Raw genomic sequence first — 16,060 nt, 5'->3', positions numbered from 1 at the left:
AGAATTTTTAATTCTTCCAAATAAAATCAGGACCTGCCAACAGAGCAGGTCCTGATCCTTTTTTTTGAACATTGAATAATTATTGAAGTTGCTTGCTTTTCTCGGCTTCCCAAACTTCCATCTCCGTGTTTTCCTCCGAATTAAGCGAATACTCAATTCGTGAAGGCTCCACAACCAGAACTACATAGTCCGGATCATCTGGGCCGCTGTACCAATTCTCGAACTCCTTGTTCCAGAGCTTGTGGCGCAGGTCCTTATCGTCGCTGATGGTGCATGTACCTTCCAAGGACACAATTTCTTTCTCCATGCCGAACAACAGATGTACGTTGGGGTTCTCTTCAAGTTCTTCGACTTTATGCGTCTTTTTGTCCGTAGCCATATATACCGTGAGACCGTCGTGGAACAACATCATATAACGATTTCTCGGAAGTTTTCCCTCTACCGTTGCTAACGAACCGATGGGATTGTTGTCCATGGCTTTGATGATTTTGCGTTCAAGATTACTTTGGCCCATTCGTGATCATCCTCTCCAGTTTACTTACTTTTCTTTACCCACCAGAGAGGGAGGTTAATCGAGGCTTTATTTTCCTATGATGAGTCCAATTGTTTCCTTCACTTGAGACACAACTAAGGCTGTGCCGATTATCGAAATAATGAGAGACACAATCAGACTAGGGCGAACATATCCACCAAAGATGATATCCAATACTATAAAAATCCAATCGTGATACCACCAGCGTAATCGGCGATTATTCTTTTCAGACTTATATGTTCATTCCTGCCAAAAAACTCCTTTGTCATACCATTAGCTGTCATTAGCTAAATTAGTTTAACACGGAGCCTTATCATTTCATATGAGATAAATATTCCACGGATTCGCTAAATCTGCTCACCATACAAGCTGCGCCGCTCGCCCCACACCATGACCGCCACGGCCAGAATGCCGCTCACAGCCAAACTCCACACGATGCCATGAATGCCGTCTATCCTGCCCATCACCACACAACCTGCGATCATCCCGGCCATAGCGCACAGAGGGAGGAGGTTACTTAAGGAATCTTTTTGCCAAATAAGCACCAACAACGGTGTGACCAATGCCGCATGGAACAGGCCCAGGAAGAAGATCAATTCCGGCAAAGGCGGCGTGTATAACATCACACTGGCAAACACAGCAAACACAAGCAGGGATGCCATTCTCCGGCCAATCGTGACTTTCTGGCGTTCCGAGGCTTCATCCTGCATTGGGCTGAAGATATTCCGCACGAGCAGGCTGACCAATGCCTGCAGCTCGGTGCCAAATAAAGCGCTGAGCGCGGACACGGCACCGGCGATAAACAGAGCGGCCAGAAAAGGCGAGTGCACCTTGTCCATGAACAGCGGAACAAGCGAGTCACCGTCCGGAATAAGTCCGCTGTAAATGGATGTTATGGCTATCGACGCAAGAACTAGCGGAAAGATAGCCCCGATCAGGCCGGCGGTTACGAATGCGGAAGTGACTTTCCGTTCGCCCAACGCGAGCAGCTGCTGCCAAGCGAAACGATCGCTAAGCGCATGACCCAAGCCGACTGCCAACCCGGCCGCGATTAACATAAACCCCTCGTTGTGCGAGAACACCAACAGGTAAGGGTGGTACAGCCGCATGCCAGAATAAATATGTTCAATCCCGTCGCGGATATAGAAGTACACAGGCAGGGCGATCGCGACGGTGAACATGACACTGATCTGCAGGATCGATATGCGCTGAATGCCGCGCATTCCGGCCATCCCTGCGTAGAGCAGACATAAGAGCAGGAAGAGCATCATCGCAGGAATATAAAAATCGGGGAACAACCCCTTCAACAACACAAGTACCGCAACGCCTTGCGCATAGAGCGCCAACATCCCGCCAAAGGCAACTAAGCCAAGCATCAACCGAAATCCGAACGGCTGCAGCTTGGCTTCCATATAATCGCCGATCGTCATCGCGGACGGGGCTTCTTTCTTCACACGCCGGGCCAGCATGCCCAGAAGCAGATATGCGATTGCGCCCATGATCCCGTATCCGATGCCTCCGACAAGGCCGTAGCGAATCATCCCTTCCGGATGAAGCAACATGGCATTGTTGCCAAAAGTACGGGTTAGCAGCAGAACGGCGCCGGCACTGGTTCCAATCTTTAGTGATGTAGCGATATAGTCATTGAAGTGGTGAGGCTGCAAGAGGTCAAATCCCCTTTTCCCTAAATTCTTTGGGGCTTACCCCAGTCACTTTGCGAAACATCGTGCTGAAATAATGCTGGCTGTTAAAGCCCGTCTGCTCCGCGATTTCCGACATGCTCCATTTGCGGGTGGACAATAACAGTGTTCGGGATTGCTCAATTCGATACTGGATCATATATTCCGAGAACGAGGGTCCGACTTCCTCATGAAACCGCCGGCTCAAATAAGTCGCATTCACATGAATGGCTTCCGCCACGTCCTGCAGGCTTAGTCGCTCCGCGTAACGCTCATGAATGACAGCCAATGCCCGCTTGATCAAGTCCGAGTGCCGAGCAGAGCCGGAAGAGAAACCGGAACGAGCTAACTCGCCAGATACACTACTCTTGGTGGTAATTCCATCGGTCATACCTGCCGCCGCCAAGCCGTTGTTGCCCGGATCTTTATACTTCTCCAAAGCCTCCAGAAATTCCGATTGAATAAGCGGTTTCGTGATGTAACCGACCACGCCGAGGCCGATGGACTCTTTGGCGTATTGGAAATTTTGATAGGCTGTGACCATGATCATGTCCATTTCCTTGCGCGATGCCCTCAGTTCCCGACCCAGCTCCAATCCGGACGCCCCGGGCAGATGAATGTCGAGAAAGCTTAAGTGCACAGGCACCTGCCCTGCAATTTCCATCGCCTGCCTGCTGTCATGCGCCTTGTACAACACCCATTCCGGGAATTCAGGCTTGATGAGAAACTCCAGTTGCTCCAGTTCCAACGGTTCGTCGTCTACCAACAGCACATTCATCTCATCACCTCTTTCTCACGTGTGTAAGTCAGGGGCCAACGGGCGGTTGCGACCGTCCCGCCTTCTTCTTGAGTGATCAACCGCACATCCGTATTCTCGCCAAAATAAAGCTTTAACCGCCTCCGGATATTATCCAATCCGTGTCCGGCGGGTTCAGCCGGAAGGGCGGACACTTCGGGTACGCCTTCATAAGGAGGGCATCCGTTATCTGTTACGATAAGTTCCATAGCGCCTTGGGCGGCATGACATTGAATGCTTAAGCGCGCTTCGCCCATCCGGTGCTCCAGACCATGTTTGAACGCATTTTCTACCAGCGTCTGCAGCAAGAAAGGGGGAATCATCGCGTCCTCCATACCTGACTCATAGGCGCGGTCAATGTGCAGACGGGGGCCGAAGCGAAGCTTTTGGATATCGAGATAGTACTCGGCATACTTGGCTTCCAGCGAGAAAGGGATAAGCGGATCCGTCGTCTGATACTTGAATTTAAAATACAGCGACAGCGACTCGATGGATTTCACCAGTTCCTCCGTGCGCCCCAACCGGGCCAAGCTCAGCACTGCATTCAGCGTGTTAAACAGGAAATGCGGCTCGATCTGCTGATTCAACTGATTATATACCGCTTGCTGCAAGCTGCGTTCCAGCTCCAATTCCAGCTTTTTGTTCTCCAACAGATCAATTCTTCGTTCGAATATAAACAAAAACATCAACGTAAACGCGCCCAAGATCGGCGACAGGATGAAGAAAGTGATGAGGATCGTAAACCCTTCAAATTGGACCATTGCGGGACCTCAGCTCGGAAGACATGGATTCTGTGTTTCTATTTACTGTATCTTAGTTGGAATCGGAATGACAAGCATCTTTTGGCGCAAAATGGCACGCGGCGAAATGTCCCTCCGCACCCACCGGCATAAGGAGAGGCTCTTCGTTTACGCATCGCTCCACGGCCAACGGGCAGCGGGTGTGAAAGCGGCACCCTTGCGGCGGGTTCAGAGGCGAAGGAATCTCGCCTTTGAGGATGATTTTCTCTTTGGGCGAGGTGGCGCGCACACTGGGAATCGCCGACAGCAAAGCCTGAGTGTAGGGATGTTGCGGTGCCCGAAACAGGGATGCCTTTGGGGCAATTTCCACAACCTTGCCCAGGTACATCACCATGACGCGATCCGAGATATGTCTAACCACTGCCAGATCATGTGAGATGAACAAGTAGGTGAGTTTGAGCTGCTGCTGAAGGGACTTCAGCAGATTGAGGATCTGCGCCTGTACCGATACGTCCAGCGCGGACACCGCCTCGTCGCAGACGATCAGCTTGGGCTCGACGGCCAGCGCGCGGGCGATGCCGATCCGTTGCCGTTGCCCGCCGCTGAACTCATGCGGGTAACGGTACATCGTGTCGGGATGCAGCCCGACAAGTTCCATCAGCTCAGCGATGCGGAAGATGCGCTTGCCGCGCGGCACAATCTCTTGAATGTCCAGCGCTTCGTAAAGGAGCTGTTGGATGGTTTGTTTAGGGTTCAGCGAGCCGAACGGATCCTGGAAGATGATCTGCATGTCTTTGCGCGTCTGGCGAAGCTTGCGCTTTCCAAGTTTGAGCAGATCCGTATCCTGAAAGCGGATCTGCCCTTCGGTCGGTTCGTCGAGCCGCAGGAGCGCGCGCCCGGTAGTGGACTTGCCGCAGCCGGACTCGCCGACGATGCTGAGCGTTTCCCCTTCATAGATGGAGAAGCTGACATCGTCCACCGCCTTCAAGGTCTGCATGGTGCGTCCAAGGAGGCCGCCCTTCACCGGGAAGTATTTCTTGAGGTGTTCGACTTTCATTAACTCTCGGGGCAGGGTGGATGTATTCGTCATGTGGTGCTCACGCTCCTCACAGGGGATCTGGTTACTGGTGGATCTAGGGTAACGGTGATGGGTAGGTAACGAGTTTCGCTTTAGTAACTATGGTTTTCGTTAATTGATGTGGTTACTGATAGATCTGAGCTACGTGTGATGGTTAAGGTAACGAATTTCGCTTAGGAAATGTCTATTTTCTTTGTTCTCAGCCTTTATGAGGTATGTTCAGGATATAAGGTATCGAATTTCCTTCATGTGCTGTCCGGACAGCACACGAAGGTAAATCACTACTTTATTATCTTGATATATTAAAATAGCAAGGAAAATAATGTAACTGGGCAACGTAGGAAGGAAAATGGTTACTCTATGAGTTAATTACGTAATTAATTAATAGTAGCAGCCACTTCGAATTCAGCATCCGCTTCTATGGAGGCTTCCCACAGTGGTGTGGCCATCCAGCATCGAACAGTACGCTCGGCTACGGAGGGATGTTTACTCTGCTCAATGTGGAAAGTGGCGTTATCCCCTTCGCTCAGCACGGATGGATTGGCGGCGATGGCCGCTTCACTCTGCTCAGCGTGCAAAGTGGCGTTGTCCCCTTCGCTCAGCGCGGATGGGTTGGCGCCCGTAGTGCCCGCCCCGCCGACAACGGCCGTCAGCTCCGGCATCGACTGCCTGCACAGCTCCCGCGCATGCGGGCATCGCGGCGCGAAGGCGCAGCCCGCCGGCATCCGATAAGGGCTCGGCACCGTGCCCTTGATCGTCGGCAACGACGCCTGGTCCTCGTCCAGGCTGGGGATCGACTCCAGCAACCCCTGCGTATACGGGTGCCGCGGGTCGTGCAGCAGCTCCGCTGTGGTGGCGTACTCGACGATTCGTCCCGCGTACATGACCGCCACGCGGTCGCAAGCTTCAGAGACGACGCCCATGTCATGGGTGATGAGAATCATCCCCATGCCAAACTCCTGCTGCAACTCCTTCATAATCGCCAGCACCTGCGCCTGGATGGTCACATCCAGTGCGGTCGTCGGCTCGTCGGCGATCAGGATCTCCGGCCGGCACGCCAATGCCATGGCGATCATGACCCGCTGCCGCATGCCGCCGCTAAGCTCATGCGGCTCCTGCCGCGCGCGCTTCTCCGGCGAAGGAATACCGACTTTGCGCAGCATGTCGACCGCTTTCGCCCAAGCGTCTTTGCGGCTTAGCTTTTGATGCACGCGGATGACCTCCGCAATCTGCTCCCCCACCGAGTAGACGGGATTCAGCGACGTCATCGGCTCCTGAAAAATCATCGAGATCCGATTCCCGCGAATCTCCCTCATCTGTGCTTCGGATTTCGTCAGCAAATCCGCTCCGCGAAACCGAATGGCCCCGCCGGCAATATGGCCCGGCGAAGCGACGAGACGCAAGATGGAGAGCGAGGTCATGCTTTTGCCGCAGCCGGATTCACCCACAATGCCCAGCGTTTCCCCCGGATGCAGCGTAAACGAGATCCCGTTCACAGCCCGGTTCATACCATCTTCGGTCGTAAGCACGGTCTGTAAATTTTCCACTTCCAATAATGGCTGTACCGCAGCGTTCATCACCATATCTATTCCTCCCCCGAGATTAATCAAGCTCAATTCGTTTGTTGAAAGCCCGATACAGGATGTCGACCATCAGATTGACCATGACAAAAATAAAACAAGCGATCAGCACGCCCCCCTGCACCATCGGCAAATCTCGCGTACGAATGGCATCCACAATGAGGCGCCCTAACCCGTTAATGGCAAAAATCGACTCCACGATCACCGTTCCGCCGAGCATCGCCCCGAATTGCAGTCCCACCACAGTGATGACCGGGATCAAAGCGTTCTTCAAAGCGTGTTTCCAAATCACGATATTCTCCTTCAGTCCCTTGGCCCGGGCCGTCCGGATGTAATCCTGCCGGATGACGTCGAGCATGGAGGAACGCGTCATGCGGGCCACGATGGCCGCCCCTGATGCGCCTAAGGTCAGCGCCGGGAGAATCATATGCTGAAACGTGCCCCAGCCGGCTACGGGGAGGAGGTGCATTTTGACGGAAAACGTAAAGATAAGCAATAACCCGATCCAGAAACTCGGCAGGGAGACGCCAAGCAGAGCGACGAGCATAAGCACGGTGTCCCAAGCGCTGTATTGGCGGGTTGCGGAGATGATGCCGGCGACCAGACCGAGCAGGATGGAAATGACGATACTGGCGGTGGCCAATTGGATGGTGACGGGTAGGCGAACCTTAATCTCCTCAAGCACAGGGCGGTTGGAGCGAATGGATTCACCAAGATCCCCCCGCGCAACTTCGCTTACATAGCTCAGATATTGCACCAGAATCGGTCGGTCCAACCCCAGCTCGTGACGTATGGCAGCCACCGTTTCCGCTGTAGCCCCCTCGCCTGCGAGCAGAACGGCAGGATCCCCGGGGATGAGCTGCATAATGAGAAACACAACCAAAGTAACACCGAGCAATACCGGAATGAGCTGAATGATCCGGCGCAAAAGATAAATGTGCATGCACTTTCCCCTCCTATTTGCGGATACGCGGATCCAGGGCGTCTCGCAGCCCGTCGCCGAACACGTTGATGGCTAACACCAGTGTAGAGATGGCCAAACCGGGAAACACCGCGATATGCGGCGCCGTAAAGAGGAAATCGCGGCCGTTGCTGAGCATCGCGCCCCATTCGGGAGAAGGCGGCTGCGCGCCGAGTCCGAGGAAGGACAAACCGGCCACAGTCAGGATCGCCGTCCCGAGACGCAGCGTGGCTTGCACGATAATCGGCGAGAGAATGTTCGGCATGATATGCTTCGTGATGATCGTCACATCGGTTGCGCCCAGCGCCCGGATCGCGTCCACATACTCGAGCCGTTTCACCGAGAGCGTAGATCCTCGCACAATTCGGGCAAACAGCGGAATCGTGTATATGCCTACGGCCACCATCACATTAATGAGGCTGGCGCCCAAAGCGCTGACGATCGCGAGCGCGATCAATATGCCGGGAAAGGCGAGAAGCACATCAATAACGCGCATGATGATGGTGTCAACCCATCTCCCATAATAGCCCGCAACAAGTCCGAGAAACGTGCCTATTATGGCTCCCATAAACATGGATACAAAGCCGACGGATAATGAGATGCGGGTGCCGAACACGAGGCGTGACAGGATGTCGCGGCCTTTATCGTCCGTTCCCATCCAGTGTTGAAGGGACGGAGTCTGCAGTTTATGGACAAGGTCAATCTTGAACGGGTCCGCAATCGGAAGCACCGGAGCCAGCACAGCGATACATAAGTAGAAGAGAACGATATAGCCTCCGGTGAGCGACAGTTTGTTCTTGCTGAGTTTCTTGTAAAAGTCCCTGGTGCGCTTCCAACGAACGGATGGTGTGGTTTGAGAAAGCTTCCAGGCCGGACCTTCGACGCGGGCTTGCTGCATAGCAGTTCCTCCTAAGTGTTATTTTTGAAAAGAATATGTTACGTAAGATAACCTGACACAAATTAAAGTTCCTACTGAAAATTTAACAAAACCCTTCTGATTTGGATACAGAAAACACCCAACAGGTAAAGAAACTATAAAAAAAGGTAAAGATCCTGAAAAACGCGGACGATTTCGTCCTATATAATGTTAGATAACCGAACATGATAGAGAGTCGGTGAGGAGTGCAACTCATAACGCGGGAGGGAAATAACCATGTTGAAGAGATTAGCAAAGGCTCCAAGAACGGCTCGCAGTTTTATTTTGATATGCGCAATGACTTTAGGGATCGCAGGCTGTTCATCCGGGAACGGCACCAACACGAACATGAAATCGAACGGGAACGCACCCAAGACGGAAACAACCGCGGAAACAGGCACGGAGAAGGAAGCAGCACCTGCGGCTGCGGGCGGGACGTTGAAAATTGCGCGGCTTTCCGATGCCACATCGCTCGATCCTCATTACATTACTAATATTGCTTCCGCCAGTGTGATTCACCGTACCGTATATGAAATGTTAGTCCAGCGCGACAAGAACATGGAGTTCCAACCGATGCTGGCCAAAGAGTGGAAACAACTCGACGATCTCACCTGGGAATTCAAGCTGCGCGATGACGTAAAGTTCCATGACGGCACACCGTTTAACGCGGTAGCGGTCAAGGCCACGATTGCAAGAGCACTGGAATCTCCCAGAGCGGTCGTGTTCAAAATGGTACAAGAAATCAAAGCCGTCGACGACCACACATTACAAATAGTGCTGAAAACACCGTTTTCGCCGTTATTGTCGGTGCTGGCGTCCCATGAGTCCAGTATCATGAGTCCAAAAGCGATGGAAACCTACGGCAAGGAGCTGAGCTTGCATCCGACCGGAACCGGCCCTTTCAAATTTGAGTCTTGGACCCCGGGTGAGGAAGTTGTTTTGGCTAAGCACGAGGGGTATTGGGGGGAACCGGTGAAACTGGATAAGGTCGTGTACATGGTCGTTCCCGAGGACACTACGCGGCTAGCGATGGTAGAGACTGGCGAAGCGGATATTGCGGACGGCATTCCGGTGACCGAGATGGCGCGGGTGGAAGGCGCGGGCGTTGTCGATCTGTACAAGAGCGAAGCGTTTGGCGCGGAATTTATCGGATTTAATGTGAAGAAGAAGCCTTTTGACAATATGAAAGTGCGTCAGGCCATCTCTCACGCGATTCAGCGGGAAGATATTTTTCAAGGGGTATATAACGGTGCGGGCAAGCTGGCCAATTCGACCATGGGCTCCAAAGTGTTCGGATACAGTGACAAGCTGCAGCCTTACCCTTATGATGTGACCAAAGCGAAGGCGCTGCTGGCGGAAGCCGGGTTTCCAAACGGATTTAAGGCCGAATATTGGACAAATGACCGCAAGGAGCGGATCGCGCTGGCCGAGGTGGTGCAGTCCCAGTTGAAAGAGATCGGTGTGGAGCTAGAGGTGAAGGTGATGGAGTACGGCGCCTACCTGGAGTCCACGGCCAAAGGGGAACAGCAGATGTTCATGACGGGCTGGGGCAACGCCACTGGGGATGCGGATTATAATCAGTCGAATATGTTTCTGACGGAATCGCACGGGACGACGGGCAATGTGACGTTTTACAGCAATCCGGAGGTGGACGCGCTGATTCAGGAAGGCCGCAAAGAGACGGATCCGGAAAAGCGGAAGGAAATATATCACAAGGCGCAGGAGATTGAGCTGACGGAAGCCGCAATCATCCCGATTCGGAACCTGCAGAACAACGCGGCGATAAGCAAAAAGGTGAAAGGGTTCTGGATCAACCCATCGGGCTACCTGATGGTGAACGAAGCTAGTGTGGAGTAATAAACTCGCAGGAGGTTGAACGATGGCAGAAGGAGCTTTTTGGCTGAAGAATGTGTTAGTGGAGACCGGGTTTACTTACGACGAGGAGGGCCGCGTGGACGGGACCGAAACGGAATTGGTGCATCTGCGCATCCAAGATGGCGTGATTGCGGAGATCGTGCCGGCGCGAGATTTCGCTGCAATGACGGTTCACGCAGGGGCGGAGTCTGCGGAGAAGATTCCTGCAGGGTCTCATCCTACTTCAACGGGCGGAGGGTTGCTTCCAATTGTAGAAGGGGGCGGTCATTTGCTCTTGCCTTCCTTTATAGAGAAGCATGTGCATCTGGACAAAACCCTGCTCGGCGAGCCCTGGCGCGCCGTCCTCCCCGCAAGCGGGGTGGTGGAGCGGTGCGGGATTGAGAAGAAGGTGCTGGCCGGGGTGCCTTTGTCGACACGGGAACGCGCCGAAAGTTTGCTGGATGTGTTGCTGGCGGCGGGATCGACTCATGTGCGAACCCATGTGGACATTTACCCCGAGGTTGGCACACGCAACCTGGAGGGTGTGCAACAGGCTTTGGAGGAATACCGGGGGAGGGTATCCTCGGAGATTGTGGCTTTTCCGCAGCACGGACTCCTGCGCAGCGAGTCCGGGCGGCTTGTGCGGGAGGCGATGCGGCAGGGAGCCGGGCTGGTCGGGGGAGTTGACCCCGCGACCGTGGACGGCGACGTGGAACGCTCGCTGCAGGAGATGGTGGAGATCGCGGTCGACTTTGGCGCCGGGATCGACCTGCACTTGCACGACCCCGATTATCTCGGGGCGTTCACGATCCGCAGGCTGGCCGCGCTGACGGTGGAAGCGGGACTGCAGGGCAAGGTGTCCGTGAGCCACGCGTTCGGACTGGGGGAGGTGCCTGAGCGCGAAGGCGAGGCGCTGGCATCGCTGCTGGCCGAGGCCGGCATCACGGTGGTGACGAGCGTGCCCCACCGCCGCACGCTGCCTCCGGTGCCGCTGCTCCGCGCGAAGGGGGTTGCCGTTGCCGTCGGCAGCGACAACATCTTCGACACGTGGCAGCCGTTCGGCAACGGCGATGGGCTGGAGCGCGCGGGCCGGTTGGCCGAGCGCTTCCGCTGGGTAGACGAGTTCGCGTTGTCGCGCGCGCTCGGTTACATCACCGGCGGCGTGACACCGTTGAACGACGCCGGGGAGCAAGTGTGGCCGCGGGTCGGGGACGGGGCCAGCCTGGTGCTGTGCGAGGCGAGCTGTTCCGCCGAAGCGGTAGCTCGCCGGGCGCGCCGGGTGATGGTATTTTATCGCGGAACCAAGGTGGCGGGAGGGTCTTCTGATCATGATTGATACGTTGCTGGTGCATGGTGTCGTCATTACGATGGATGGGGAACGGCGCATTTTGGAGGACGGCGCGGTGGCGGTACAGGACGGGAGAATACTGGAAGTTGGGGATACAGAGAATCTGGTCGGTAAGTATGAGGCCAAGCGGGTCATCGACTGCAAGCATCATTGCGTGTTGCCGGGGCTGATAGATGTGCACGGTCACGGCGGTCATTCCCTCTTCAAAACCATTGCCATGGACAATATCTCCTTCTGGATGCCGATTATGACACGAACTTATAAGCATTTTGTAACGGATGATTTCTGGTATTACGAAGGGAAGCTAAACGCGCTGGAGCGGTTGAAAGCGGGCATTACCACGGGGGCTTGTGTGCTGGGCTCGATGCCGCGGTCGGATGATCCGGTGTTCGCGCTGAATCATGCTCGTGCTTATGCGGAGACGGGGATTCGCGAGATTGTGTGCACAGGTCCGTGCAACCCGCCTTGGCCGCATCCGTTCTCTCGTTGGGTAGACGGGAAGCAGGTTACACAAGAGGTCACTTACGAGAAGGTGTTGGCGGGCGCGGAGGCGGTTATAGAGGCGTTGAACCATGCCAATGGGGATCGGATTCGGGCGTTTATTACGCCGTTTGTTATTGTGACTTCGATTAATCCCTCGGCGCCTACACCTACGGATCAGTTGTACGGGTTGACGGATCATGATCGTTATCAGGCCAAAAGGATCAGGGAGATTGCGCGGAAATATAACACGCGCATTCACTCGGACGCGTTCGGCGGGATGATCCATCTGGCCGCGCAGGATAAGGAGAACGCGCTGCTGGGGCCGGATGTGCATCTGCAGCATTGCCGGGGGATCTCATTCGACGAGGCGCGGATATTGGCGGAGACGGGCACAAATGTATCATCCGCTCCCGGCTTCGGTCAGGTGCTGGCGCGCACGCCGATAACGGAGCTGATGGAGATGGGCGCGACCGTCGCTATTTCCACGGACGGGACGGCGCCCGCCGCCTCGTTCGACATGTTCCAGGCGATGCGAAAGACGCAGATGGTCCACCAGGCTGCGCTGAAGGACTATTATTATTTGCCGCCGGGGAAGCTGCTGGAGATGGTGACGATCGACGCGGCCCGTTGTGTCGGCTGGGATGACGAGCTGGGCTCGCTGGAAGCCGGGAAGAAGGCGGATATCATTACGGTGAATATGCGTCAGCCTCATTTGGCCCCGGAGTATATGTATGTGCATCGTCTGGTCCATCAGGCGGTTGCCGGGGATGTGAGCCATGTGCTGGTGGACGGGGAATTGCTGATGGATGAGCGGCGGGTATTGACTGTGGATGAGGAACAGGTGCTGGAGGAAGCGAACGGCATGGCGCAGGAGACGATCGAACGCGCGGGCTTGCGCAAGTATATGCAGCCGACCAAGTACATGTGGGGCAGCGTGCGGGCGTACGTGGACGAGAAGCGGTTCGACCCGGATGCGTTGTAAGGTCAGATAGGAACAGGCAATCAAGAGGTTTGCGAGTGGTTGGACGTACCAGCCATCTGTAGCGTTATCGCTACAGTTGGGGTGTAGAGAGACCGAAGGACGGCAAATAGTAGCGAAATCGCTACAAATGGCTGGCAATAGGGTGGTTAGGCGTGGTGGATCGAGTGAATTGTTGCGATATCGCTACAGTTGGGGTGTAGAGAGACCGAAGGACGGCAAATAGTAGCGATATCGCTACAAATGGCCGTGAATACGCTACTAGGCGGAGGTGCAGAATCATGAAAACATTAATTAAAGGCGCATTCGTCATCGGGTTTGACGGGCAGGATCATGTCGTGTATCCCGACGGGGAAGTCGTGTACGAAGGTAACACGATTGTGTTTGTCGGGCATGACTATCCGGGGGAAGCGGATGAGGTGATCGATGCAGGTCAGGCGGTGATCTCGCCGGGGTTCATTGACCTGAACGCGCTGGGCGACATTGACCATGACCTGGTGCATCTGGAAGCGGGGAAAGACCGAAAGCGCAATTTGCTATGGTCCGAAGCCTACGTGCAGCAGGGCTGCAGGGAAGCGATGACGCCGGAGGATGAGGCGTTCAAGTCGCTTTATGCCTACAGCCAGCTGATCCTGCACGGGGTCACGACGGCGATGCCCATCACCTCGGTGTTCTATAAGCGCTGGGCGGAGACGTACGAGGAGCTTGCCGCCGCGGCGGAACATGCGGGCCGGCTAGGCTTGCGCATTTATCTTGGTCCAAGTTATCAATCGGGCATTCGTGTAGTAAAGCCGGACGGGACCATCGTCTTGCACTGGGATGAGGCGGAGGGCGAAGCCGGCTTAGAGCGGGCAGTTGCCTTCGTCAAGGCGTTTGACGGGAGCTACGGCGGACGAATTCGGGGTATGCTTGCCCCGGAGCGAATCGAGTCGCAGACGCCGGAAAACTTGCAGCGCACGAAAACCTACAGCGATGAGCTGGGTTGTCCGGTACGATTGCACGCGGCACAAGGATTGTTCGAGTACGAGGAAATCCACCGGCAATACGGGAAGACACCAATCCGTCATCTGTATGATCTGGGGTTCCTAGGCGAGCGCACCGCGATTCCGCATGCGCATGTGGTCTCGGGCAGCCGGCACGCGCCCTATGGCGAAGGGGATGACGCGGCGTTACTGCAGGAGACGGGGACAACCGTCATCCATTGTCCGCTCATCATCGGCCGACACGGATCGGCGTTAGATTCATTCGCCAAGTATCAACGGCGCGGCATTCGGTTGGCGCTCGGGACGGATACGTTCCCGCCTGACCTTTTCCAAAACATCCGGACAGCAAGCATGTTATCCCGGGTGGTCGAGGGCGAAGTGGCCGAATCTTCATACGCGGATGTGTTTCGTGCGGCTACGCTTGGCGGGGCTGCGTACCTGGGCAGGCCGGATCTCGGCCGCCTGGCGCCAGGCGCGAAGGCGGACATCATCGCCATCGACCTGAGCGGCTTCCATGTCGGAACGATCGACGACCCGATTCGCACCATGTTCACCACTTGCTCGGGGCGGGATGTGTTGCTCTCGATCATCGACGGAAACGTCGTGATGAAAGACCGCATGATCCCCGGCGTGGATATGGAGGGGTTGCGTGTGCGGGGTCAGCTTTATTTTGACAGGTTGAAGAGGAGTTATATGGACCGGGATTATCAGCAGCTGCCTGCGGAGGTGTTGTTCCGGAGTTCATTTAGAGTTATGCAGCGAGAGGGGAGCGGGAAATCATGAAGGAAGCGGCTTATTGGTTGACGAATGTGACGCTGGAGAAAGGGTTTCGGCGGGAAGACGGGCGGATTACGGGAACCGAGACGGAACGCTGTCATTTGCGGATCGAGGACGGGGTCATTGCCAAGATTGTACCAGGGACGACGCCGCTGTCTGAACTGGACGGATGCGGGGATATCCCATTGTCTCAGCGGAACGTCACTGAGGGGGATATTCCATTGACTCAGCGGGACGTCGCCGGGAATATCCCATTGCCTCAGCAGGATGCCTTCGGGATGTTGCTGCTGCCGCCGTTTCGGGACATGCACATCCATATTGACAAAACCTACTACAGCGGCCCTTGGAAAGCCGTGAGACCGGCAACCAGCATCTTCTCACGGCTCCAACAGGAGGAGACACTGTTGTTGGAGCTGCTGCCGACGGCCAGGGAGCGGGCGGAGGCGATAATTGGTCTATTGCTTAGCCATGGCACAACCCATATTCGCACGCATTGTAATGTGGATCCCTACACGGGATTGGGCAATCTGGAGGCGACATTGGCGGCACTAGAGTCCTATAAGGGGAAAGTCACGCATGAGATTGTGGCGTTTCCTCAACACGGCTTGTTACGAAGCGGCGTAACAGGGTTGGCAAGGGAGGCGCTGCGTATGGGAGCAACCCATATGGGCGGTGTGGATCCGGCCACGGTGGATTTGGATATCGAGAAATCGCTGCACACCATCATGGAGTTAGCCGTCGAAGCGGATGCCGCCGTAGATATCCATATCCATGATCCGGGACACCTGGGCGTGTTCACGTTCAGGAGGCTGGCCGCACTGACGGAAGACGCGGGCTGGCAAGGGCGTGTAACGTTTTCCCATGCGATTGGCCTGGCCGACGTAGCGCCGGAGGTCCAAGCCGATGTGGCTGCGCAATTGGCGGCCCAAGGCATCGACATCACCTCCACGGTGCCGATCAACCGACCGACGATTCCGGTACCGTTGCTGACAACGGCAGGGGTCGGCGTCTCGCTTGGGGACGACAGCATCACCGACCATTGGTCGCCGTTCGGCCAAGGGGACGCTCTCGAGAAGGCGGGGCGCTTGGCCGAGCGGTTCGGTTGGAGCGCGGAGCGGCCCCTCGCCAAGGCGCTGGGCTACATCACGGGAGGCGTCCTGCCGCTGGACCGGGACGGCAACCGGTCGTGGCCAGTCGTCGGTGACGAAGCAAGCGGCGTGTTGGTCCGCGCGAGTTGCTCCTCGGAGGCGGTCGCTCGCCGCGCGAAGCGTGAAGCCGTGTTAAAGGAAGGCCGGATCGTATCCGGAGCATTGCATTAAGAAAATAAAAAGGGGATGAACCATGATGATGAACA

General features: G+C 55.5%; 12 protein-coding genes and 1 pseudogene. 5 read left to right on the top strand and 8 right to left on the bottom strand.

All coding sequences use genetic code 11. The annotated features are described in order from the left end of the window. Positions 1–79 precede the first annotated feature (79 nt). The 8 genes and pseudogenes from SY83_RS01365 to SY83_RS01330 all read right to left on the bottom strand — a co-directional run bounded on the left by SY83_RS01365 (position 80) and on the right by SY83_RS01330 (position 8,264). Positions 80–514 (bottom strand): pyridoxamine 5'-phosphate oxidase family protein, encoded by a 435-nt coding sequence (locus SY83_RS01365; protein ID WP_068603540.1) that lies wholly within the window; start codon positions 512–514, stop codon positions 80–82. A gap of 365 nt (positions 515–879) precedes the next feature. Then, complete coding sequence (locus SY83_RS01360; protein ID WP_068603538.1) at positions 880–2,196, bottom strand: SLC5/6 family protein; 1,317 nt, start codon at positions 2,194–2,196, stop codon at positions 880–882. 4 nt (positions 2,197–2,200) lie between these two features. Then, a complete protein-coding gene (locus SY83_RS01355) occupies positions 2,201–2,989 on the bottom strand; it encodes a response regulator transcription factor (protein WP_068603536.1) in 789 nt (262 codons plus the stop codon). Further along, on the bottom strand, positions 2,986–3,768 hold the full coding sequence (locus SY83_RS01350; RefSeq protein ID WP_068603535.1) for a sensor histidine kinase: 783 nt from the start codon (positions 3,766–3,768) through the stop codon (positions 2,986–2,988). Before SY83_RS01350 ends, SY83_RS01355 begins: the two co-directional genes overlap by 4 nt. 52 nt (positions 3,769–3,820) lie before the next feature. Next, entirely contained in the window at positions 3,821–4,837 is a 1,017-nt protein-coding gene (locus tag SY83_RS01345; protein WP_068603533.1) for an ABC transporter ATP-binding protein, read from the bottom strand. Positions 4,838–5,457: 620 nt separating this feature from the next. Next, positions 5,458–6,402: pseudogene (locus SY83_RS01340) on the bottom strand (ABC transporter ATP-binding protein); the annotation flags it as partial. Positions 6,403–6,427: 25 nt separating this feature from the next. Further along, positions 6,428–7,348 (bottom strand): nickel ABC transporter permease, encoded by a 921-nt coding sequence (gene nikB / locus SY83_RS01335; protein WP_068603532.1) that lies wholly within the window; start codon positions 7,346–7,348, stop codon positions 6,428–6,430. Between the two features lie 13 nt (positions 7,349–7,361). Beyond that, positions 7,362–8,264 carry an ABC transporter permease gene (locus tag SY83_RS01330; protein WP_068603530.1) on the bottom strand — a complete coding sequence of 301 codons (903 nt, stop codon included), beginning with the start codon at positions 8,262–8,264 and terminating at the stop codon, positions 7,362–7,364. 255 nt (positions 8,265–8,519) lie between these two features. Between SY83_RS01330 and SY83_RS01325 the strand changes: the two genes are divergently transcribed. The 5 genes from SY83_RS01325 (at position 8,520) to SY83_RS01305 (ending at position 16,025) form a co-directional block, all read left to right on the top strand. Next, positions 8,520–10,139 carry a glutathione ABC transporter substrate-binding protein gene (locus tag SY83_RS01325; RefSeq protein WP_068603528.1) on the top strand — a complete coding sequence of 540 codons (1,620 nt, stop codon included), beginning with the start codon at positions 8,520–8,522 and terminating at the stop codon, positions 10,137–10,139. Between the two features lie 22 nt (positions 10,140–10,161). After that, positions 10,162–11,472: an amidohydrolase gene (locus tag SY83_RS01320; RefSeq protein ID WP_068603526.1), complete on the top strand. Its 1,311-nt coding sequence runs from the start codon at positions 10,162–10,164 to the stop codon at positions 11,470–11,472. Continuing rightward, a complete protein-coding gene (locus SY83_RS01315) occupies positions 11,465–12,949 on the top strand; it encodes an amidohydrolase family protein (RefSeq protein ID WP_068603523.1) in 1,485 nt (494 codons plus the stop codon). Before SY83_RS01320 ends, SY83_RS01315 begins: the two co-directional genes overlap by 8 nt. A 278-nt stretch (positions 12,950–13,227) precedes the next feature. After that, complete coding sequence (locus SY83_RS01310) at positions 13,228–14,712, top strand: amidohydrolase family protein (RefSeq protein WP_068603522.1); 1,485 nt, start codon at positions 13,228–13,230, stop codon at positions 14,710–14,712. Continuing rightward, the gene (locus tag SY83_RS01305) at positions 14,709–16,025 is read left to right on the top strand and encodes an amidohydrolase (protein WP_068603520.1); all 1,317 of its coding nucleotides are present in this window, start codon (positions 14,709–14,711) and stop codon (positions 16,023–16,025) included. Before SY83_RS01310 ends, SY83_RS01305 begins: the two co-directional genes overlap by 4 nt. Positions 16,026–16,060 lie beyond the last annotated feature (35 nt).

Source organism: Paenibacillus swuensis (assembly GCF_001644605.1).
GTDB lineage: Bacteria > Bacillota > Bacilli > Paenibacillales > DY6 > Paenibacillus_N > Paenibacillus_N swuensis.
The sequence above is the reverse complement of the archived record's forward strand: the minus strand, read 5'-3'. Positions and strand labels throughout refer to the sequence as shown.

What these genes read in the sequence shown, in the direction of transcription:
- SY83_RS01355 (WP_068603536.1), bottom strand. Translation starts at nt 2,989, where the DNA reads ATGAATGTGCTGTTGGTAGACGACGAACCGTTGGAACTGGAGCAACTG.
- SY83_RS01320 (WP_068603526.1), top strand. Translation starts at nt 10,162, where the DNA reads ATGGCAGAAGGAGCTTTTTGGCTGAAGAATGTGTTAGTGGAGACCGGG.
- SY83_RS01315 (WP_068603523.1), top strand. Translation starts at nt 11,465, where the DNA reads ATGATTGATACGTTGCTGGTGCATGGTGTCGTCATTACGATGGATGGG.
- SY83_RS01345 (WP_068603533.1), bottom strand. Translation starts at nt 4,837, where the DNA reads ATGACGAATACATCCACCCTGCCCCGAGAGTTAATGAAAGTCGAACAC.
- SY83_RS01325 (WP_068603528.1), top strand. Translation starts at nt 8,520, where the DNA reads ATGTTGAAGAGATTAGCAAAGGCTCCAAGAACGGCTCGCAGTTTTATT.
- SY83_RS01310 (WP_068603522.1), top strand. Translation starts at nt 13,228, where the DNA reads ATGAAAACATTAATTAAAGGCGCATTCGTCATCGGGTTTGACGGGCAG.
- SY83_RS01365 (WP_068603540.1), bottom strand. Translation starts at nt 514, where the DNA reads ATGGGCCAAAGTAATCTTGAACGCAAAATCATCAAAGCCATGGACAAC.
- SY83_RS01305 (WP_068603520.1), top strand. Translation starts at nt 14,709, where the DNA reads ATGAAGGAAGCGGCTTATTGGTTGACGAATGTGACGCTGGAGAAAGGG.
- nikB (WP_068603532.1), bottom strand. Translation starts at nt 7,348, where the DNA reads ATGCACATTTATCTTTTGCGCCGGATCATTCAGCTCATTCCGGTATTG.
- SY83_RS01330 (WP_068603530.1), bottom strand. Translation starts at nt 8,264, where the DNA reads ATGCAGCAAGCCCGCGTCGAAGGTCCGGCCTGGAAGCTTTCTCAAACC.
- SY83_RS01350 (WP_068603535.1), bottom strand. Translation starts at nt 3,768, where the DNA reads ATGGTCCAATTTGAAGGGTTTACGATCCTCATCACTTTCTTCATCCTG.